The 20,041-nt window shown below is 74.0% G+C and carries 21 protein-coding genes and 1 pseudogene; 8 read left to right on the forward strand and 14 right to left on the reverse strand.

Annotated features, from left to right (window positions below; translation table 11 throughout):
- Window positions 1-51: 51 nt before the first annotated feature.
- The 3 genes from ACJTNH_RS07015 to ACJTNH_RS07025 are packed head-to-tail and all read left to right on the forward strand — an operon-like array spanning window position 52 to window position 3,331.
- Window positions 52-1,560 carry a flavin-containing monooxygenase gene (locus tag ACJTNH_RS07015; RefSeq protein ID WP_458173989.1) on the forward strand — a complete coding sequence of 503 codons (1,509 nt, stop codon included), beginning with the start codon at window positions 52-54 and terminating at the stop codon, window positions 1,558-1,560.
- Complete coding sequence (locus ACJTNH_RS07020; protein WP_458173991.1) at window positions 1,557-2,492, forward strand: alpha/beta fold hydrolase; 936 nt, start codon at window positions 1,557-1,559, stop codon at window positions 2,490-2,492. Before ACJTNH_RS07015 ends, ACJTNH_RS07020 begins: the two co-directional genes overlap by 4 nt.
- On the forward strand, window positions 2,489-3,331 hold the full coding sequence (locus tag ACJTNH_RS07025; protein ID WP_458173993.1) for an SDR family NAD(P)-dependent oxidoreductase: 843 nt from the start codon (window positions 2,489-2,491) through the stop codon (window positions 3,329-3,331). Before ACJTNH_RS07020 ends, ACJTNH_RS07025 begins: the two co-directional genes overlap by 4 nt.
- Before the next feature lie 67 nt (window positions 3,332-3,398).
- Here the strand turns inward: ACJTNH_RS07025 and ACJTNH_RS07030 are convergent, their stop codons facing one another.
- The 9 genes from ACJTNH_RS07030 to ACJTNH_RS07070 form a co-directional block, all read right to left on the reverse strand.
- Window positions 3,399-4,802 (reverse strand): threonine/serine ThrE exporter family protein, encoded by a 1,404-nt coding sequence (locus ACJTNH_RS07030; protein WP_458173995.1) that lies wholly within the window; start codon window positions 4,800-4,802, stop codon window positions 3,399-3,401.
- A gap of 175 nt (window positions 4,803-4,977) precedes the next feature.
- Entirely contained in the window at window positions 4,978-6,315 is a 1,338-nt protein-coding gene (locus tag ACJTNH_RS07035) for an ABC transporter permease (protein ID WP_458173997.1), read from the reverse strand.
- The gene (locus ACJTNH_RS07040; protein ID WP_458173999.1) at window positions 6,312-7,031 is read right to left on the reverse strand and encodes an ABC transporter ATP-binding protein; all 720 of its coding nucleotides are present in this window, start codon (window positions 7,029-7,031) and stop codon (window positions 6,312-6,314) included. Before ACJTNH_RS07040 ends, ACJTNH_RS07035 begins: the two co-directional genes overlap by 4 nt.
- Window positions 7,028-8,611: a hypothetical protein gene (locus ACJTNH_RS07045; RefSeq protein WP_458174001.1), complete on the reverse strand. Its 1,584-nt coding sequence runs from the start codon at window positions 8,609-8,611 to the stop codon at window positions 7,028-7,030. The genes ACJTNH_RS07040 and ACJTNH_RS07045 overlap by 4 nt, the downstream gene beginning before the upstream one ends.
- A gap of 1 nt (window position 8,612) precedes the next feature.
- Window positions 8,613-9,605, reverse strand: coding sequence for a hypothetical protein (locus ACJTNH_RS07050; protein ID WP_458174003.1), 993 nt, complete (start codon window positions 9,603-9,605; stop codon window positions 8,613-8,615).
- A 316-nt stretch (window positions 9,606-9,921) separates the two neighbouring features.
- On the reverse strand, window positions 9,922-10,440 hold the full coding sequence (locus ACJTNH_RS07055; RefSeq protein ID WP_458174005.1) for a VanZ family protein: 519 nt from the start codon (window positions 10,438-10,440) through the stop codon (window positions 9,922-9,924).
- A 217-nt stretch (window positions 10,441-10,657) separates the two neighbouring features.
- On the reverse strand, window positions 10,658-10,927 hold the full coding sequence (locus ACJTNH_RS07060) for a hypothetical protein (RefSeq protein WP_458174007.1): 270 nt from the start codon (window positions 10,925-10,927) through the stop codon (window positions 10,658-10,660).
- 50 nt (window positions 10,928-10,977) lie between these two features.
- Window positions 10,978-12,315, reverse strand: a complete 1,338-nt coding sequence (locus tag ACJTNH_RS07065) for an aminotransferase class V-fold PLP-dependent enzyme (protein ID WP_458174009.1) — start codon at window positions 12,313-12,315, stop codon at window positions 10,978-10,980.
- A 123-nt stretch (window positions 12,316-12,438) separates the two neighbouring features.
- Window positions 12,439-13,137: a class I SAM-dependent methyltransferase gene (locus ACJTNH_RS07070; RefSeq protein ID WP_458174011.1), complete on the reverse strand. Its 699-nt coding sequence runs from the start codon at window positions 13,135-13,137 to the stop codon at window positions 12,439-12,441.
- A gap of 122 nt (window positions 13,138-13,259) precedes the next feature.
- On the opposite strand from ACJTNH_RS07070, the gene ACJTNH_RS07075 reads away from it, so the two are divergent.
- Window positions 13,260-13,886 carry a maleylpyruvate isomerase family mycothiol-dependent enzyme gene (locus tag ACJTNH_RS07075; RefSeq protein WP_458174013.1) on the forward strand — a complete coding sequence of 209 codons (627 nt, stop codon included), beginning with the start codon at window positions 13,260-13,262 and terminating at the stop codon, window positions 13,884-13,886.
- A 62-nt stretch (window positions 13,887-13,948) separates the two neighbouring features.
- On the opposite strand, the gene ACJTNH_RS07080 is transcribed toward ACJTNH_RS07075, so the two are convergent.
- From ACJTNH_RS07080 to ACJTNH_RS07095, 4 genes and pseudogenes are all read right to left on the reverse strand, one after another.
- Complete coding sequence (locus ACJTNH_RS07080; RefSeq protein WP_458174015.1) at window positions 13,949-14,311, reverse strand: hypothetical protein; 363 nt, start codon at window positions 14,309-14,311, stop codon at window positions 13,949-13,951.
- Window positions 14,308-15,456 carry a TRAFAC clade GTPase domain-containing protein gene (locus ACJTNH_RS07085; RefSeq protein ID WP_458174017.1) on the reverse strand — a complete coding sequence of 383 codons (1,149 nt, stop codon included), beginning with the start codon at window positions 15,454-15,456 and terminating at the stop codon, window positions 14,308-14,310. Before ACJTNH_RS07085 ends, ACJTNH_RS07080 begins: the two co-directional genes overlap by 4 nt.
- A gap of 250 nt (window positions 15,457-15,706) precedes the next feature.
- Window positions 15,707-15,976, reverse strand: a pseudogene (locus tag ACJTNH_RS07090) (VanZ family protein); the annotation flags it as partial.
- 248 nt (window positions 15,977-16,224) lie between these two features.
- Window positions 16,225-16,863, reverse strand: a complete 639-nt coding sequence (locus ACJTNH_RS07095) for an HD domain-containing protein (RefSeq protein WP_458174019.1) — start codon at window positions 16,861-16,863, stop codon at window positions 16,225-16,227.
- Between the two features lie 124 nt (window positions 16,864-16,987).
- Between ACJTNH_RS07095 and ACJTNH_RS07100 the strand changes: the two genes are divergently transcribed.
- The 3 genes from ACJTNH_RS07100 (at window position 16,988) to ACJTNH_RS07110 (ending at window position 18,273) form a co-directional block, all read left to right on the forward strand.
- The gene (locus ACJTNH_RS07100) at window positions 16,988-17,167 is read left to right on the forward strand and encodes a hypothetical protein (protein WP_458174021.1); all 180 of its coding nucleotides are present in this window, start codon (window positions 16,988-16,990) and stop codon (window positions 17,165-17,167) included.
- A gap of 111 nt (window positions 17,168-17,278) precedes the next feature.
- Window positions 17,279-17,791: a peptide-methionine (S)-S-oxide reductase MsrA gene (gene msrA, locus ACJTNH_RS07105; protein WP_222195817.1), complete on the forward strand. Its 513-nt coding sequence runs from the start codon at window positions 17,279-17,281 to the stop codon at window positions 17,789-17,791.
- An 83-nt stretch (window positions 17,792-17,874) separates the two neighbouring features.
- Window positions 17,875-18,273: an MmcQ/YjbR family DNA-binding protein gene (locus ACJTNH_RS07110; RefSeq protein WP_458174023.1), complete on the forward strand. Its 399-nt coding sequence runs from the start codon at window positions 17,875-17,877 to the stop codon at window positions 18,271-18,273.
- A 5-nt stretch (window positions 18,274-18,278) separates the two neighbouring features.
- On the opposite strand, the gene ACJTNH_RS07115 is transcribed toward ACJTNH_RS07110, so the two are convergent.
- On the reverse strand, window positions 18,279-19,043 hold the full coding sequence (locus ACJTNH_RS07115) for an SDR family oxidoreductase (protein ID WP_458174025.1): 765 nt from the start codon (window positions 19,041-19,043) through the stop codon (window positions 18,279-18,281).
- Window positions 19,044-19,144: 101 nt separating this feature from the next.
- Between ACJTNH_RS07115 and ACJTNH_RS07120 the strand changes: the two genes are divergently transcribed.
- Window positions 19,145-20,008, forward strand: coding sequence for a helix-turn-helix transcriptional regulator (locus tag ACJTNH_RS07120; protein WP_458174027.1), 864 nt, complete (start codon window positions 19,145-19,147; stop codon window positions 20,006-20,008).
- The last annotated feature ends 33 nt before the right edge of the window (window positions 20,009-20,041 follow it).

Below are 20,041 nucleotides of genomic sequence, written 5' to 3' on the forward strand. Positions count from 1 at the left end.
AGGTGCAGACGGTGGTGGCAGGCCGTGGCCCGGGTCACGGATGGTCGAGGGGTGCCGCCCCTCGACGACGCCCCCGACGCCCACCCGGCCCCCGAGCACCTCGACGTGCTGATCGTCGGCGCCGGCCTCTCCGGCATCGGCGCCGCCGTGTACCTGCAGCGTGACCACCCGCAGCGGAGCTTCGCCCTCCTGGAGGCGCGCGGCGCGACCGGCGGCACGTGGGACCTCTTCCGCTACCCCGGCATCCGGTCGGACTCCGACCTGTACACCTTCGGCTACGAGTTCAAGCCCTGGCGCGACGAGGAGTCGATCGCCGGCGCCGACCGGATCCTCGCCTACCTCCGCGAGACCGCGAGCGAGCACGGCATCGACGCCCGGGTGCGCTTCCACTCCCGGGTGGTCTCCGCCTCGTGGTCGTCCGAGCAGGCCCGCTGGACGGTGGACGTGGAGCGCGGCGACACCGGCGAACGGACGACGCTCACCTGCAGCTGGCTGTTCTGCGCCGGCGGGTACTACCGCTACGACGAGGGGTTCACCCCGCACTTCGAGGGCCGCGACCGGTTCACCGGGCCGATCGTGCACCCCCAGCACTGGCCCGAGGACCTGGACACCACCGGCAAGCGGGTCGTCGTGATCGGCAGCGGCGCCACCGCGGTGACCCTGGTGCCCGCGCTGGCGGCCACCGCCGCGCACGTGACGATGCTGCAGCGCACACCCAGCTACGTGCTGCCCGTGCCCGCCGCGGACAAGCTGGGCAACCGGCTGCGCCGGCTGCTCGGCGAGGAGCGCGCCCATCCCCTCATCCGGCGCAAGAACATCGCCAAGGGCCAGTGGATCTGGCGGTTCTGCCAGCGCCACCCCGACCGGGCGCGGAAGCTGATCCGCTGGGTGACCACCAAGCAGCTGCCGCCGGGTTATCCGGTCGACGAGCACTTCAACCCGCCCTACGGCCCGTGGGACCAGCGGTTGTGCGCCGTCCCGAACGGCGACCTGTTCCGCGCCATCTCCGACGGCTCGGCCGCCGTGGTGACGGACCGGATCGCCACCTTCACCGAGCGGGGCGTGCTGCTGGAGTCCGGCCGCGAGCTGCCCGCCGACGTCATCGTCACCGCCACCGGGCTGAACGTGCAGGCCTTCGGCGGCATCGAGCTCACCGTCGACGGCACGCCGGTGCGACTGCCCGAGACGGTCGCCTACAAGGGCATGATGCTCTCCGGCGTGCCCAACCTGGCCTACGCGATCGGCTACACCAACAGCTCCTGGACGCTGAAGATCGGGTTGCTGTGCGAGCACTTCTGCCGGCTGCTGACCCATCTGGACCGCGCCGGGTACGACAGCGCCCGCCCCGAGGTGGCCGACCCCGCCATGCCGACCCGGCCGCTGCTGGACTTCGGAGCCGGCTACGTCCGCCGGGCCGTCGACCAGCTGCCGAGGCAGGGCGACCGGATGCCCTGGCTGACCTCCACGGACTACCGGGCCGACGTCGCGATGCTGCGCACCGACGACGTCACCGACCCCGAGCTGCACCTCTCCCGCGCCACCGCGGCGGTGCCGGCATGACCGCCCCCGCCCCGGACGACGACCTGTTCGTCGACCTGCCCGCCGGCCCACGGCTCTGCCACCGCACGGCCGGCCCGGACGACGGCGTCCCGCTGCTGTTGATCGCCGGCCTCGGCATCGACCTGACCTCCTGGCCGCAGCGGATGGTGGACGGCTTCACCGACCGCGGCTTCCGGGTCATCCGGTTCGACAACCGGGACGTCGGCCGCTCCACCTCGATCGTCACCCCGCCGCCCGGGCGGCTGCGCCAGCTGCTCGCCCGGCCGCGCCCGGACGCCTACGACCTGGCCGACATGGCCGCCGACACCGTTGGTCTGCTCGACCACCTGGAGGTCTCGCAGGTGCACCTGGTCGGCATGTCGATGGGCGGGATGATCGCCCAGACCGTCGCCGCCCGGCACCCCGGCCGGGTCGCCAGCCTCACCTCGATCTTCTCCACCACCGGCGACCGGCGGGTCGGCCAACCGGCCCGGTCGACGCTGCTGCGGATGGCCAGGCGCCCGGCGCGCACCGTCGAGGAGTCGGTGCAGCGGCACCTGGCGCTGCTCGGGCACATCGGCTCACCGCAGTTCCTGCCCGACGACGACCTCGAGCGGGCCTGGGCCATCGGGCTCTGGGACCGCGGCGGTGGTGCGCGCGCCCGGTCCGGCGTGCCCCGGCAGATCAGCGCCATCCACGCCTCCGGCGACCGCACCGCGGAGCTGCGACGGATCACCACACCCACCCTGGTGGTGCACGGCTCGACCGACCGGATGGTGCACCCGACCGGCGGGCGGGCCACCGCGGCGGCGATCCCGGGCTCCCGGCACGTGGAGATCACCGGCATGGGCCACCACCTGGCCCCCGGCGTCGTCGACCAGCTCGTCGACCTGACCACCGACCTCGCGCGGAGCACCGGTGCTCCGCTCCCGACCGCAGGAGACCCCCGATGAGCAGCGTGCAGGGCAAGGTCGCCGTCGTCACCGGCGCAGGCTCGGGCATCGGCCGGCAACTGGCCGTGGAGCTGGCCCGGCGCGGCGCGCGGCTGGCCGTCTCCGACGTGGACGAGTCCGGGCTGGCCGCGACCGCCGCCCGCGCCGAGGCGCTCGGCGCGCAGGTGCACCGCGCCCGGCTCGACGTGACCGACCGCGCCGCGGTGACCGGCTACGCCGACGTGGTGGCCGGGCACTTCGGCGTCGTCCACCAGGTCTACAACAACGCCGGGGTCGCCGGCGGCGCCCCGGTGCTGGACAGCGACTGGGCCGACTACGACCGGATCCTGGGCGTCAACCTGTTCGGTGTGCTGCACGGGACGAAGGCGTTCCTGCCGCACCTGGTCGCCTCCGGCGACGGGCACGTGGTCAACGTGTCGAGCCTGAACGGGATCATGGCCCAGGCGTCGATCAACGCCTACAGCGCGAGCAAGTTCGCCGTCCGCGGGTTCACCGAGGCGCTGCGCGCGGAGATGCTGCTGGCCGGGCACCCGGTGCAGGTGACCGTCGTCCACCCCGGTGGGGTGCGCACCAACATCGCCACCGCGGCGCTCGAGCACGCCCGCACCCAGGGCGCGGTCACGCCGGCGGACGAGGCCCGGATGCGCGTCTACAACGAGAAGCTGCTGCGGATGCCGGCCGATCAGGCCGCCCGGATCGTGGTGGACGGCGTGGAGGCCGGGAAGCCGCGCGTCCTGGTGGGCAACGACGCGAAGGCCGTCGACCTGCTGGTGCGGCTGTTCCCGGCCACCTACCCGAGGATCGCCGCCCGCCTGCAGCGGCGGGCCTCCCCGTCGTGACGCCCGCCGGCTGACGTCTCCGCCGGTCCACCGGTGAGGGGTGGTGCGACCGCGTACGGCCCGCTGCTCAGGTGGTGCGGCTGGCCCGACGGTGCACCCGCCGGTCGAACCGGTCCAGCCGTCCACCCACCGGACGGCCGAAGAGCCGGCCCAGCACGACGCCGGCGGCCAGCGCCAGCCCGATGGCCGCAGCCTCCACCAGCGCGTTCAGCCCGCTGAACACGTCGGTGTCCACGACGATCGCGAAGAGCCCCCGGTAGATCGTCAGCCCGGGCAGCAGCGGGACGATGCCGCAGACCGCGACCAGCAGCGGCGGGACCCGCAGCCGGTCGGTCAGCGCCTCCCCGGAGAACCCGACGACCACGGCCGCCACCGCGCTCGACACCGCGGCACCGGCCCCGAACGCGCCGGACAGCGACGCCGTCGTCCACGACAGCACACCGGCCACGGTGGCCACGCCGATGGCCAGCGGGCGGGCGTGCGAGGCCAGTGCCCAGAAACCGGCCATCCCGGCCGCCGCGGCCAGCGACACGGCGAACGGGACGCTGGACGTCGCCGGGTCGACCACGCGCAACGGCACCTGCGCCCGCTGCGCCAGGTCCAGCACGGCGGCGATGCCGACGACGATGCCGGTGGTCAACGTCAGCACCTCGAAGGCGCGGGCCGCCGCGGTGACCGGGAAGCCGCTGATCGCGTCCTCCGCGGCGCTCACCAGCGACAGGCCCGCCAGCAGCACGACGATCCCCGCGGCGACGACGAGCGAGGCGCGGACCTGCACGTCCAGGACCACCAGGAGGACGGCCGACCCGGTGGCGACCGCGGCGCCGGCCACCTGCTGGAAGAACGTCGGGAGGCCGCGGCGGGCGAGCACCCGGATCATCTGCTCGATGGTCGCCGTGGTGACGAACGCGACCAGCGCGACCAGCCAGCCGCCACCGAGCAGGAAGGCGACGCAGCCGGCCATCCCCGACCAGCCGAGCGCGTGGATCTGCCGGCGGTAGGGGTGCGGCGCGGAGAGCACGGCGTCGAGCTGACGGTGGGCGTCCTCGACGCTCAGGCCCTCGGACTTGATCGCCTTCGCCAGGTCGGTGATGCCCTGCAACCGCGTGTAGTCCGAGCCACGCGGGCGCACGATGCGCATCAGCACCAGCGGCGCGGCGTCGTCCGGGTCGTAGCTGACGGTCAGCGACGTGAACGTGACGTCGGCCTGGCAGTCGGCCAGCCCGAACGCCGCGGAGACCCGCAGCACCGTGGCGGTCACGTCCGCGGCGGAGCCCCCGACGGCCATCATCGACTCACCGATCCGGAGCGCCAGCCGCAGCGCCTCGTGCGCGGTGCCGGGGTCGACCCGGCTGGGCTGGGCGCGCAGCGTGAAGGGCTCGGTCGGCGGTCCGGAGCCGGACACGGCCCTCCGCGCCTTGTCCGGCAGGCCGGCCAGCCGCTGCCTGCGGTCGTGGGGCGAGGGGTGCACGCCGCCAGGCTAGGCAGCGGCGTCCAGCGCCCGGGCCCGACAGCCGGTGGACTCGCTGTGGCCTTCGGTACACGTCGCGTCCACGTGGTCCCGGCCGGCGGCTGTCACCGGGCGCCGGACAGGAACTCGGGCAACGACTGCTCGAGCCGGGGGACGGCCATGGCCGCGACCGACCTCAGGTGCCTCCGCGGAGGGCGTCCACCGGTTCGATCGCTGCCGCGCGCCGGGCGGGGAGCCCGCCGGCGACCAGCCCGAGGACGGCGCCCAGCAGGGCGCCGCCGAGCGCGATCCAGGGGTCGACGACCGGTGTCCAGTCCCGGACGACGGAGATCCCGATGACCGCGAAGACGCCGAGCGTGGCGCCGATGAGGCCGCCCAGCAGGCCGATGACCACGGACTCGGCGATGAACTGGCCGGCGATCTGCCGCCGGGTCGCACCGATGGCGCGGCGGAGGCCGATCTCGCCGACGCGCTCCATCACCGACAGCGTCGTGACGTTGGTGATCCCGACCCCGCCGGCCAGCAGGACGACGACGGAGAGGATGACGAAGACGCCGTTCACGTCGGCCTGCACGTCCCGCCCCAACTCGGAGCGGCCGTCGGGGGCGTTGACCTCGAGGCTGTCCGGTTCGTCGGGGGCCAGGGCCAGCGCGGCCTGGGTGCGCAGCTGCGGCCCGGCGCCGATCGCGATGCGGGCCTGCGCGTCACCGGGGGCCCGCAGCCCGAAGTCCGCCCGCGCCGTACCGGTGGGCAGGAGCACCGCGTTGAGCAGCTCGGCGCGGACGTCGGTCGAGTCGACGATGCCCAGCACGGCGTAGGCGATGCCGTCGATGAAGATCGAGGGCTGGGTGTCGACCCGGTGGACGCCCAGCCGTTCCGCCGCCCGGGAGCCGAGCACGACCACCCGGTCGGCGCGGGTGTCGTGGCCGGCGTCGAGGAACCGTCCGGTGGACAGCTGCCCGCCGACGGTGTCCAGCAGCTCCGCCGAGGCCGCGTAGACCGGTGGGGGCGCCGCGGGCGGTTGCGAGGGGTCGTTCACCGGCACCGCCGCGATGACCGCGTCGGGCAGCGGGACCTCCGCGAGCAGGGCCGCGGACTCCACCCCGGCCAGCCGCTCCAGGCGGGCGACGGCGTCCCAGGGCAGCGTGCCCGCGGCGACGGTCGTGCCGCCGCGGGTGTCGGCGGTGGTCGGGGTGACGACGAGCTGGGTGGCGGCGGCCCGGTCGAACTGCCGGGCGATCTGGCCGGCGGCGGTCTGCGCCAGGCCGATGGTGGCGATCAGCGCGGCGATGCCCAGGACGGTGCCGACGATCGTCGTCACCAGGCGTCCGGGGCGGGACCCGATGTCGGCGGTCGCCTCGCCGAGCAGGTCGGCGAAGCGGAACCGGTCGGCCGGGTGCACCGGCGGGACGCCCGGCACCGCGTTGGCCCGAGGCCCCCGGCGCAGCCGGGCCGGGACCCGCAGCCAGGACCGACGCCCGGTGCCGGTGGTACCGGGGACCTGCTCGGTCACCCCGCCTCGCTCACGCGGCCGTCGGCGAGCCGGATCCGCCGGGAGGCACGCCGGGCGACGGCCCCGTCGTGGGTGATCACCACGAGGGTCAGCCCGTCGGCGTGCAGCTCCTCGAAGAGCGTCATGATCTCCGCCGACGTCGCCTGGTCCAGGTTGCCGGTCGGCTCGTCGGCCAGCAGCACCCGCGGGCGGGAGGCCACCGCGCGCGCCACGGCGACCCGCTGACGTTCACCACCGGAGAGGGTCCCGGGCAGGAAGCCGATGCGGTGGTCCAGTCCCACCCGGTGCAGGGCCTCCCGGGCCCGGGGCTCCCGTTCGGCCCGCGGGGTGCCGTTGTAGAGCATGGGCAGCAGCACGTTCTCCAGCACGCTGCGCCGGGACATCAGGTGGAAGGCCTGGAACACGAAGCCGAGCTGCCGGGCGCGCACGGCAGCCCGCTCGTCCTCCCCCAGCGCCCCGGTCAGCACCCCGCCCAGGCGGTACTCACCGACCGTGGGCCGGTCGAGCAGGCCGAGGATGTTCAGCATCGTCGACTTGCCCGAACCGCTGGGCCCGATGATCGACACGTACTCGCCCTCGGCCACGGAGACGCTGACGCCCTTGAGCGCCTGCACCTCCGGCGGGCCGGGGAAGGAGCGGGTGACGTCGCGGAGCTCGATGGCCGGAGCCGGACCCGGGGTGGTGACCGGGATCGGTGCGGTGGCCGGTGCGGTCATCGACCGACCACGACCAGGTCGCCGTCCGCCAGGTCGTCGTCGACGGGGCGCACCTCGACCGCGCCGTCGGCGGCCAGCCCCGTCTCGACGACCACCAGGCGGGTCTCGGCCCGGTCACCGTCCCGCGGGTCGCCCTCGACCACCTCGACGCGGGACTCCCCACCCGGTCCGGCGGTCAGCGCCGCGAGCGGCACCGAGAGGACGTCGCCCTCCGTGGCACCGACCGGGATCCCCACGCGCACGTTCGTGCCCTGCAGCTCGGTGACCTCCTCCGGGGTGAGCGGCGCGGGTTCGAGCGCCACCGTCCAGCGGGCGTCGTCGCCCTCGCCGGGGGTGACCTCGGTGATCGTCGCGGGGTGCTCCCCACCGCCGGGCAGCTGGAAGGAGGCCGGCATCCCCGCGCTGAGCAGTCTCGCGTCCGCTGCCGCCACCGTCCCGGACAGCGCCAGCGTCGCGCCCGAGACGGTCATGGCCGCACCGTCGAGCACCGATCCCCGCTCAGCCGCCACGGCGTCGACCCGCCGGGGCAGCTGGGACAGGTAGAGCACCTCCCCGGCGGGCAGCACCGGCAGCACGGCCTCCTGGGCCTCGCCGACGTCGCGGCGGGCCTGCGCCAGCTGTTCCTGCGCGGCGCCCAGCTGGGCGCGCTGCGCGGCGGTGTCCGGGGCCACGTCGAGCTGCTGGCGCCGCAGCCGGGCCAGGGCGAGGTCGTCCCGCAGGTCGCCGACGACCACGACGTCGTCCGGCGTGGTGGCCAGGGCGGCGTCCAGCGCGCGCTGCGCGCTGGCGACGGCGTTGTCGGCCTCCCGCACCTCGACCGCCGAGGGCCCACCCCGGGCGCCGGCGAGTTCCGCCTCGGCGGCGGACACCGCCTGCTCGGCTGCCCGGACGGCGTCCTGCGCCGCACGCACGCCCTCGGCGGCACCCTCCTCGGGGGCCGGCGCCGGGTACCCGGCCTGGGCGTACAACCTGGTCACGGCGGAGGCGGCGGCCTGGTCGAAGACGTCGTCCGCGGGGTCACCGGCGTCGATGCCGACCGCGCGCATGGCCTGCTTGAACTGGACGACGTCGGGCCCGGACACCCCGATGCGGAGGGTGCGGTAGGCCGGCAGCTCACCGGGCAGCACGACCACCGGCCGACCGGCGACCTCCAGGGCGACCCCGAGCGGTCCCAGTTCCGACCCGATCTCCGGCACCTGCCCGGTGACCACCGCGGGCCCGGAGATGGCCGAGGTGTCCAGGGTGACCTCGACGGAGTCGGCGTACCCGATCTCCCCCCGGATCGTCACGTCGTTGCTCAGCGCCCCGAAGGCGACGGGCACGGTGACCAGCCCGGGCTCCGGCGCCCGGGCGCCGGCCGGGTCCGGCGCGACCACGAACCGGCCCACCACCAGGCCGGCGACCAGGGCCACCACCGCGACCGCGGCAGTGGTCCACAGGGGGCGGTTGCGCTGCAGGTACGCCGGCCAGGCGACGCGCGGCCGGCGGCGTCCACCGGCCGCAGCCGCGTCGTCCCGGCCGTCGTCCCCACTGGCGTCCTGCAGGACGTCGAACTGACTGGTGCTCTCCCGCTCGACCACGTCAGTCCTGCTCGGCGGCGGCCTTCATGGCCTCCAGCTCGCTCTCGTGGTCGTCGACGAACTGCTGCTCCGCGGCGTGGGAGATGTCGGTGGCGCGGTCGCGGTAGTCGGTCTCCTCCCGGCAGTCCAGGTCCGCGAGGGCCAGCGCGACCTCTCGCTCGCCGAGGGCGTCGAGCGCGGCCTGGTCGGGCTCTCCGCCCATCTCTCCGTCCTCGGTGGGCGCGATGCTCTCGTAGATCTCGTTCAGGTCCTCGTAGACGGAGTTCTGCGCGTCGACCTGCGTCGCGTAGCCGCCGTGGCCGGCGGCGTCCATGCAGGTCGCCCACTCGGCGTCCAGCTCGGCCATGCCGGGCCAGGACGCCATGTCCTCGTACAGCGCGTTGATCGCGTCGAAGAGGGGCTTGAACTCCTCCGACTGGGACACGTCCTGCCCCTCGACCTCGTGCTGCGCCGCCCCCTGGCAGCCGGCGGTCTGCCAGTCGTACTCGTAGGAGGCCTCCTCGCTCAGCTCATCCTCCGTGGGCTGCGGGCCGTACAGCGCCTCGTAGAAGGCCGTCTGCTCGGACTCCGACAGCGTGGCCACGTAGTCGCCGTTGGGGTCGACGTACTCCTGCTCCTCCGACGGCACCTCGTCGCTCATCGGGGACTCCACCGCGCCGTAGCCGTACTGGCCGACCCACTCCCGGTCCTCGGGTTCCCACTCGGTCCCGTCACCGGCGGAGTACGACGACGACTGGGTGTCGGGGGTGTACTCGAAGCCCTCGTCCTGCATGCACTGGGCCACGAGCTCCTCCCGCTCCGCCAGCTGCTCGGCGAACTGCCGCTCCTGCTCCTCCGGCGAGAGGTCACCGCCGTAGACGGCGTTGAAGTACTCCGACAACGGGGAGTCCTGCTCCTCCGCCGCAGGACGGTCATCGGATCCCCCGCACCCGGCCAGCACCAGGGCCAGAGCGGTGACGGCGGACAGAGCGGCCGAGGTACGGCGAGTGCGCATGGGGTCTCCCTGGGGGCTGTTGGCGGAGACCGTAGCGGCCACGGGCTGTGATACGCGCCATTCCCGAGTCGGATTCCTCGCGGCGGGTCATGCGACCCCGGGATGACCCGGCAGGCCTCCTCTCGGGTGCCAGGCGCCGCCGGCCCGCGTCGGGCCGGGCGCACCGTCGTCGCGTGCCCGGACGTCGTGGCGTGCCGCCGCGCGGGACGGCCGGGAGTGACGGCGCCGAACGGGCACGAGGCGGCGCGCGTGCGCCTCGGCGGCGAGCTGGCGGGCCGCGACGACGCTGGCCGGTTCGCTGTCGGAGGGCACGGGATCAGCCGGCGGTGGGGGCGGTGACCGGCGCGGGGCACCCGCCACCGCGCTCGACGGCGAGACGCCGCCGACGCGCCCGCCGACGGAGGCACGCGGTGGTGACCGCGACCCCCACGACCGTGCCGGCGCTGTTGGCGGCCACGTCGACCAGGTCGGGCACCCGGCCGGGCACCGTGCTCTGCGCCAGCTCGACCAGCACCGCCGCGCCGACCCCGAGCGTCATCGGCAGCAGCTGGTCCCACCGTCGGAGGGCGGCCGCGGCCAGCGCGCCCACCGGGACGAACAGCAGGACGTTCGCCACGGTCTCGACCTGCGCGCGGTGCACCGCGCCCGGCCACGGGGCAGCCAGCGCCTCGACCGCGGCGGTCACCGCCCGCCGGGCGTCGGCGACGAGCCAGGCCGGCCCGAGCGTCACGACGCCGACCGTCAGCAGCACGGCGAACGCGGCCGGCCCGAGCAGGGCCGGTCGCTGGGCATGCTGCGCCCTGGTCGTCCGGTGGTCGGTGCTGGGCATGGGCATGGGAGGACTCCTCCCGGCTCGGCTGAGCCGCTGCGGCGTCGGGAACTCGCGGACGGGCACCAGTGCAGCCGGCCCGGTGTCGCAGCGGCGTCTGCGTTTCCGCACACGCTCACGACATCCCCGCACCGAGTCCCACGCGGACGCGTCCGTCCGGTGAGCACCGGGTCGCCGGCACCTCAGGTGGCGGCGACCCGGCCCCACGTGCCCCGAGCCGGGCTCAGGCGGCGCTCCGGGCGACCGGGCGGTAGCGCAGGTCGACCTCCTCGAGCTGATCACCGTTGAGGAGCTGCAGCGGCACCGGGGAGCCGCCCGGGTCGTCGTAGAGCCGCACCCCGTTGCCGAGCAAGACGTGCAGGTCCATCTCGTCGAGCAGGCCGCGGGCCAGCAGCTGGCGGCCGATCGTCGGCGACTGGTGATCGCCGAGGCGCCCTGCTGGCCCCGGCTGGTCCACGCCACCTGGTCGATCGACCAGGACGGGGTCGACCACGCGATCGCGGAGGCTGCGCGGACGATGGTCGCCCGCTGCACCCCTCCGGGTCAGCGCCCCTGACCAGCCGTCACAGCGGCGTGCGCGGGACGCCGCCGGCCGGCGTGGGAGGTGAGGGTGCGCAGCGCCTCCCCCAGCGTGGCGACGTCGGCCAGCGGGGTGGCCGAGCTGCAGCTCACCCGCACCGCGCCGGGCAGCCGGTCGGTGCGGTCGGCCCGGGCGTCGTCGTGGAACTGCTGCACCTCGCCCTCGGAGAGACCGAACAGCCGGCTGAGGTGGGGGTGGGCGCAGAAGCAGCCGCTGCGCACGCCGATGCCGTGCTCCCGGGCCAGCCGCTCGGCGACCTCGCGGTGGGGCATCCCGTCGATGACGAAGGCGGCCACGGGGAGCCGGTCGCCGGACACCGGGCCCAGTCGGCGCAGCCCGGGCACGGTGGCGAGCTCGTCGTCCAGGGCCTGGACGAGCAGGTCCTCGTGGAGCCGGTTCCGCTCCGCCGCGGCGAGCAGCTCCTCCGCCGCGGCGGCGAGGGCCACGACGCCGATGACGTTGGGCGTGCCGGCGTCGTCCCGGTCGGGGGTGTCGGCCCAGACGACGTCGTCGTCCGACACCGCCCGCACCGCCCCACCCCCGACGAGGAACGGCTCGCCGTCGGCGAGGAGCCGGCGGTCGGCGACCACGCCGCCCGCGCCGAAGGGCGCGAACATCTTGTGCCCGGACCACACGAGGACGTCGATGCCGAGCGCGGCCACGTCGACCGGGCGGTGCGGCACCAGCTGCGCCCCGTCGACCACCACCAGCACGCCCCGGGCACGGGCAGCCGCGGCGATCGCGGCGAGGTCGGGCATCCAGCCGGTGACGTTGGACGCCCCCGACAGCGCGAGCACCCGCGGCGTGGGCCGCTGGTCGAGGGCGGCGACCACGGCGTCGACGTCGTAGGTGCCGGACCGGTCGACGTCGACGAGCCGCACCTGCGCGTGCCGCCGCCAGGGCAGCAGGTTCGCGTGGTGCTCGACCGCGGTGGTGACGACGACGTCGTCCCGGGTCAGGCCCAGCCGGAAGGCGATCAGGTTGAGACCCTCGGTGGTGTTCTTCGGGAAGAGGGCGACGTGCGTCGCCGGATCGGCGCCGACGAAGCGGAGGAGGCTCTCCCGGGCCTGCTCGTACCGGGCGCTGGTGTGCTGCGACTTCGCGCCGGCGCCCCGGTGGACGCTGGAGTACCAGGGCAGGAACTCCTGCACGGCACGGACGACGCCCGCCGAGGCCGACGTGGTGGCCGCGGCGTCGAGGTCGACGTAGCGGCGCGGTTCGCCGCCGACGGGGACGTGCAGGTCAGCGCCGATGACGGCGTCTCGCCGAAGGAGGTCTCCCGTGCCGAACAAGGACGTCATCGCCTGCGATCTCCCGTCGTGACCGGCCCCCGTCGCTGGTGGCCGCCCGGGAGCTTCTCACCACCGGCCCTCGACGACGGGCGACGACACCCCTGCCCTCGCCCTCCTCGGCGTGCGGTCGGCTCAGGTCGCGGTCAGCTCGAAGAAGACGAAGCTCAGGAACGACGTGCGGCCCGCGAACTGCGGGGGCAGCAGCTCGGCCGGGGTGTCCGGCGACCAGGGTGGCTCACTGATGCGGGCGAGCTGGAAGCCGGCGCCGGTGAAGGCGTCGGTCATGGCGTGCAGCGGCCGGTGCCAGTACGTCAGCACGGCGTGCTGACCCGCGAAGTCGTACTCGTCCGACCACTCGGTGAGGGCGAAGTAGTCGCTCTCGGGGTGCAGCATCTTGTAGAGGCTCGGGTGGTTGACCGACAGCACGAGCCGCCCACCCGGCCGCAGCACCCGCCGCAGCTCGGACAGCGGCGCGGACCAGTCACGCAGGTAGTGCAGGACCAGGGACGCGGTCACGTCGTCGAAGGTGCCGTCGGCGAAGGGCAGCGGCGCGGACAGGTCGGCGACCTGGACGTCGGCGTCCTCGCCGAGCCGCTCCCTGGCCAGGTCGACCATGACCGCGCTCGAGTCGAAACCCGTCACGACGGCGCCGCGGGCGCGCAGCTCCGCGGCGAGCGGTCCGGAGCCGCAGCCCGCGTCGAGGACGCGGCGACCGCGCACGTCACCGAGGAGGTCGAGCATCGCGGGTCGTTCGTAGTGGGCGTTGAGCAGGTTGACGTCGTTCTCCGCCGAGTACGCCGCACCGAAGCTGTCGTAGTCGTTGACCTTCACGTGGGCTCTACCTCCGGTGACTGGTCGAGCGGTCAACCTAGCCGGGACCGTCCAGCGGACACGGTCCCGAAGCGCCCATGGGAGACGGCGACCACGCGCGCAGATCTGCCAGGGTGCCGCTCGTGGAGACCTCCGCGGAGATCGCCGACGAGCGCCGCAGGCTGGCAGACCTGGTGTCGGACCTGACCGACGAGCAACTGGCGACCCGGAGCCTGTGCAGCGAGTGGAGCGTGCGCGAGGTGGTGGCGCACCTCGTCGTGCCGCTGGAGGTGGGCATGCCGGGGTTCGTGCTGGCCATGGTGACCAGCCGCGGCAGCTTCGACCGGGCGAACGCACGGCTGACCCGCGCCCAGGCCCGGCGACCAGTCGGCGAGCTCGTCGAGGTGCTGCGGCGCAAGGCCGACTCGCGGTTCACCCCGCCGGGCATGGGCCCCGAGGCGCCGCTCACCGACCTCGTGGTGCACGGCCTCGACGTCCGCTGGCCGCTGGGGCTGCACCGCGCGGTGCCCGAGGAGCGCCTGCGCAGGGTGCTCATCTTCCTGACCGCCGCCCCCGTCGGTGGCATCGTCGGCAGGGGCACGCTGGACCGGTCGCGCTTCGAGGCCACCGACATCGACTGGGCACACGGCAGCGGCCCTGCCGTGTGCGGCCCCGCCGACGCGCTGCTGCTGGCGATCACCGGCCGCACGCCCGCCCTCGACCACCTCACCGGTGACGGACTGCCCACGTTGCGACACCGACTGGCCTGACCCGTCTCCGGAGTCGCGGTACCGGTGCCGTCTGCAGGCCGGCCGCGGTATCGGTCCGGCCGTCACCCGCCGACCGGGGGCGGCGTGGGCATCTCCCAGACCCGCTCGAACTCATCGGCGACGAGCGGCCAGATCCGCCGGCGACCGGCCTCCACCGAGTCGAGCCCGTCGGCCAGCGCACCGAGGACGACGAAGTCGTGCGGGATCACCCGGCCCGCCCGGTCCCGCCGGCCGGCCGGGTCCGGGAACCGCATCCCCACCAGTTCTGGCAGCTCTCCGGCAGCAACCACCCGACGGCAGACCTCCGGTGACTCCTCGAGCCCCGAGAAGGCCGGGTCGTAGAACGCCAGCGGGTCCCCGGCCGCGTCGTTCCGGAGGAACCGGAATCCCCAGACCCGGCCACGTGTGGCCCAGATGAGGCTCATCGCAGACTCCTGAGCAGGACCCGATCCGCTTCACCCCTGTCCAGGTCCATCCCGAAGCGCGTCAACGTGGCGCGCAGGTGGTCCTTCTTCGCCAGTGCCTCCGCGTTGGCCTCCTCCAGCTGGTCGCCGCTCAGCCCGGCCGCTTCGGCGAGGCTGGGTCCGACGATGTTCAGCACCTGCCCCACGACGCCGAGGAACTTGCTCTTGGTCCCCACCAGCGCAGCAGCCAGGGGCCCGGCGCCGCGCAGCAGGACCTCGACCACCTTCCCCTGCAGCTCCTTGGTCCTGGCCCAGCGGATGTGGCGCTCGAAGGGCAGCATGGCGGCCAGGGGCAGGATCATGTCGACACCGATGCGCTCGCTGACCTCGATCCTGTCCGCACCGAACTTCGCTGACGAGAGCAGCACGAAGTCCTCGCCGACGGACAACGCGTCCTTCGCCTCCACCAGCCCGGCGAGCACCTCGCGCAACTGGTCGATGTCGTCGGCGGCCTGCTCGATGAGGAGGTCACGGAAGGCGTAGACGTCCATCTCCGGCAGGAGGTCGGACTTCGACAGCCCCAGCACCCAGATGCGCGGGAACTCGACGAGGGGCTTGCCGTCCTCCAGCAGATCGTCCCTGAGCGACAGCAGCCCGTTGCGGAAGTTGGCCAGCAACGACCGCAGGTACTGCTTCTCCTCGCCCACGTTGTCGATCAGCTCCTGCGCGTCCACCAGGAGGAGCGCGACGTCGGAGCCCAGCAGGGACCTGAAGGTGTCGACCCGGCGCTGTGCCTCCTCGGGCCCGCTCACGTCCTGCTCGAACCACTCCCCTGGGTAGTCGTGCCAGACGAGGCGCAGCGCGTCGAACGGCTTGCTCTTCGTCGCCTTGGCGTCGGCCCCGTCTCGCAGCTTGATCGAGAAGGAGTACGAGGTCCCGGCGAAGCGGGTGGGCGCAGGCAACCGCGCCGAGTTCTTCATGCCCAGGTAGTTCCGGTGGAGGCGCGCACCCTGGCCGATGTCGTCGGCCACGACGTGGAAGAGGCTGTTCTTCAAGTACTGGGGTTCTTGCGTTGCTCCGTAGAACGAAGAGACCAAGACCGTCTTGCCACTGCCGGCTGCCCCGAACACCGCGATGTGCTGTTCCAGGGCTCTGCTCACGTCCATGAGCGGAGCGTAGAGACAGCCGGCGTCGATCGACGGTGGCCAGGTCGGTCCTCCCGCTCGGACATGTGCGCTCAGGTGGCACGCCGGTGAGCGGCAGGTCGACCGCGGCAGCCGTCGCCCGCCGCAGCGGACCGGCACGACCCGGGTGCGGTGTCGCATGCCCCGGCCGCGGGACGAGGACGGCCGCCGGCGCCAGCAGCGCGCTGAGCACGGCACCGGCGACGTTGGTCAGCACGCCGTCGACGTCGAGAACGCGGTAGGCGCAGTCGTAGAGGTCCAGGAGCCCGGTGCCCTGCACCGTCTCGATCGCGGCGGAGGCGACCACCGCCACCAGGAGGACGCGGTGGACCGGCCAGCGGAACGACCGCCGGAGCAGCACGCCCCCGGGCACGAACATCGCGACGTTGTAGAGCACCTGGAACAGCGCCGGGCTCGACAGCAGCGGGTACCCGTCGGCCAGGTCGTCGCGTACGGCACCGACGAAGGCGAAGGGGCGCAGGTCGCGCCCGCCGCAGACCACGTCGTCGGGCGACGGCAGCGGCAGGAGGGCAGCGCGATGACGAAGACGGCGTAGACGACGAGGAGGTACACACCGGTCACCCGTCCGCGGTCGACCACCCCGAACCGCCGGTGGTGGACGACGAGCACCGGGACGGCCACCACGACGAGGGCGAGGACGGCCCCCGACCCAGTTGCCCGAGGAAGGACCCCAGGACGGTCAGCACGACGGCCCCGGCCTCGAGGTGCCTCCCCCGGAGCCGAGCGACGTCACTCCGGCCAGTCCGAGCCGAGGATGACCTGGGTGAAGTCGGTGCGCCGGAACGCCGGGTCGAAGTGCGCCAGGACGTCGTCGTTCACCGTGCCGAACGTGGTGTCGGGGCGGTCCACGAACCCGTCGCGGAAGGCGGCGAGGATCCGTCGCTTGAAGTCCGGCCGCGGGTGGGCCGCCGTCACCTCGGCCCGCTGCTCGGGCGTGATCACGTCCAGCTCGAGGCCGAGGACGTCGGTCTCGACGCCGGCGGTGACGAGAGCGATCTCCGGGTCCAGGTGCTCGGGCACCCCGGGCGTCGTGTGCAGCGCGATCGCCAGCCACACGGCGCGCGCGTCGGCGGCGCTGCGCCCGTGGGCGAGCAGGAAGTCGCGGGCGGCGTCGGCACCGTCGACCTCGAAACGCTGATCGGCGCTGCGGTGCCCGGCGACGAGGCCGAGGTCGTGGAACATGGCGCCGACGTACAGCAACTCCGGGTCGGGCTCGAGCCCCCTCGCCCGGCCCTTGAGGCTGCCGAAGAGGAAGACCCGGCGGGAGTGGTGGAACAGCAGCTCACCCGACGTCTCCCGGATGAACCGGGTGGCCTCCTGCGCGAGGGGCGAGTCGGGGATGCTGACGCCGGCGATGGTCTCGGTCACGGGTGTGGTCCTCCTGTGCTGGGCTGATGTCGTCGACGATCCTGCCGCGGGGCGGGGGACCGCCGCCGCTGCATGGGCGACGCGCCACCGCGGACCGCGCGGTCGCACCTGCCTCCTTGACCCGGTGGTCGTCCACCGGCCCGGTCGGACCATCGTCACCGGGACGACAGGCCTGGCGGCGCACTCCTCCGACACGTCGTTCACCGCCGCCGCCGTCGTCCTCGTCGGTCTCGTCGGCGCCTGGGCCCTGGTGGCGGTCCGCACGGCGCACGCCGTCCTCACCGGTCAGCTGATCCCGTGGTGACCACGGGACCAGCTGCCCGGGCCAACGGGGGGAGACATCGCCGGCCGATGCGGAATCACCGGCGCCGATCGCGGTGTTGCCCTGACGTACTCGACTGAGAGGCAGGCACCCATGACCACTGAGACCGCGATCCTCGCCGGCGGCTGCTTCTGGGGCGCGCAGGACCTGCTGCGCAAGCGCCCCGGGGTGCTCTCCACCCGCGTCGGCTACTCGGGCGGTGACACCCCGAACGCCACGTACCGCAACCACGGCGACCACGCCGAGGCGGTCGAGATCGTCTTCGACCCCGACGTGATCTCGTTCCGGGAGCTGCTGGAGTTCTTCTTCCAGATCCACGACCCGTCGACGAAGGACCGGCAGGGCAACGACATCGGTCGCAGCTACCGCTCGGCGATCTTCTACACCAGCGACGAGCAGCAGCGCGTCGCGCTCGACACCATCGCCGACGTCGACGCCTCGGGCATCTGGCCGGGCAAGGTCGTCACCGAGGTGGAGCCGGCCGGGGCGTTCTGGCAGGCCGAGGAGGAGCACCAGGACTACCTGCAGAAGATCCCCTTCGGGTACACCTGCCACTACGTGCGGCCCGACTGGGTGCTGCCGCGCCGCGAGGCGCAGACCGCCTGATGACCTGAGGTCACCGATCGGGCGTCCCGGACCACCAGGCCGGGACGCCCGACCGGGGCCGCCCTGCGCGACCAGGAGGTGCAGTGGACGACGAGGCGCTGCTCGACCTCGCGGAGCAGACCGCCCTGCAGCTGGCCGCCAGCTCCTGGGAGCACCCGTTCGGCCCGGACTGGGACGTGTTCAAGGTCGGCGGGAAGGTCTTCCTGCTCACCACCCAGGTGCCCGGCCGGGCGCTGGTCACCGTGAAGTGCGAGCCCGAGGTGGGGGCGCACCTGGTGGCCGATGACCGGCACGTGTCGCCCGGGTACCACATGAACAAGCGGCACTGGCTCAGCGTCCGGGCCGGCGACGACCTCGACGGGGACCTGGTCCGCGACCTCGTCGAGAACTCCTACCGCCTGGTGGCCACGGCGCTCCCCCGGGCACGTCGTCCGGCGACCTCCGCCGTCCGGCCCCGGACCGACGCCTTCCGGCGTCGCTGACGACGTCAGTCGCCGTGCGGGTCGAGCTGGTTGAGGGTCGCGACGACGTGGTCGTAGTCGCCGCGGGCCTCGCCGTACCGGAGGAACTTCACGTTCTCCACCTGGATCTCGCGCGCGTCCGGCTGGGTGCGGATGAGCTCGGTGACCTCGTCGACGAAGTCGGCGAGCGGCATGGCGAACTCGCTCTCCTCCTGCCCCGGCAGCAGCGCGGTGCGCACCGACGGCGGCTCGAGCTCGACCACTGAGACGCTGGTGCCCGCCAGCTGGAGCCGCAGGGACTCGCTCAGCATGTGGATGGCGGCCTTCGTGGCGTTGTAGCTGGGCGTGGCCCGCAGCGGGGCGAACGCCAGCCCGGAGGAGACCGTCATGATCGTCGCGGCGGGCCGGGAGCGCAGGTGCTCGACGAACGCGCCGATGAGCCGGATCGGGCCGAGCAGGTTGGTCGTGACCGTGTCCTCGGCCGAGGCCAGGAAGCCGCTGGGCGTCGTCCAGTCCTCGACGCGCATGATCCCGGCCATCGTGACCAGCACGTCGAGCTCCGGGTGCTCGGCGATGACCTGGGCGGCGGCGCGCTCGATGCTCACCGGGTCGGTGGTGTCGACCTGGACGGCGTGCAGACCGGGGTGCTCGGCGGTGATCTGCGCCAGCAGCGCGGCGCGCCGCCCGCCGACGACGACGGTGTTGCCCTCCTCGTGCAGGCGCAGCGCCAGGGCCAGGCCGATGCCGCTCGTCGCGCCGGGGATGAAGACGGTGTTGCCTGCGATGTCCATGCCCTCAGCGTTCGCCGGACGCGGGGCCGGTGGCAGAGCGCGGTGATCGGGGGACCGCCGGTCCCTGGCTGCGGCAGGCCCCGGGCGGTGACACTGGGCCGGTGAACCGGGACGACCTGGCCGACTTCCTCGTCCGCCGTCGCAGCGGCCTGCAGCCGGCCGACGTGGGGCTGAGCGCGGGACAGCGCCGGCGCACCGCCGGGCTGCGGCGGGAGGAGGTCGCGCAGCTCGCCGCGATGTCCACCGACTACTACACGCGGCTGGAGCAGCGGCGCGGGCCGCAGCCGAGCACGCAGATGCTCGCCTCGCTGGCCCGGGCGCTCCGGCTGACCGCCGACGAGTGCGCCTACCTCTACCGGGTCGCCGGGCACGACGCCCCCGACCGGGTCGGCGGCGGCGACCACATCGCCCCGGGGCTGCTGCGCGTGCTCGACCGGCTGACCGACACCCCGGCCCTGATCCTGTCGGCGCTGGGCGAGACGCTGGTGCAGAACGACCCGGCCCGCGCCCTGTTCGGCGACGTCAGCTCCCTGACCGGCCTGGAACGCAGCGGCATCTACCGCTGGTTCGTGCACCCCGAGCAGGAACGGGTGCGCTACCCGGAGGCCGGCCGCGACCGGCAGAGCCGCGCCCAGGTGGCCTCGCTGCGCGCCGCGTACGGGTCGATGGGCGCCGCCTCCCGAGCCGGTGAGCTGGTCCGGGTGCTCACCCGCACGAGCCCGGAGTTCGCGCGGCTGTGGGAGGCCCACGAGGTGGCCCGGCGGTTCGAGGACCACAAGGTGCTCGTGCACCCCGAGGTCGGTCCCATCGAGGTGGACTGCCAGGCGCTGTTCACCGAGGACGAGTCCCAGGTGCTGCTGGTGCTCACCGCGCCGCCGGGCACCGAGGCGGCGAGCCGGCTCGCGCTCCTCGCCGTCCTCGGCACGCAGGCCTTCGCGCCGGAGCACCAGCCCGGGTCGCCCTGAGTCCGGTGCCCCGACCGGCCGCACTCCCCCGCC

Source organism: Modestobacter lacusdianchii (genome assembly GCF_054177765.1).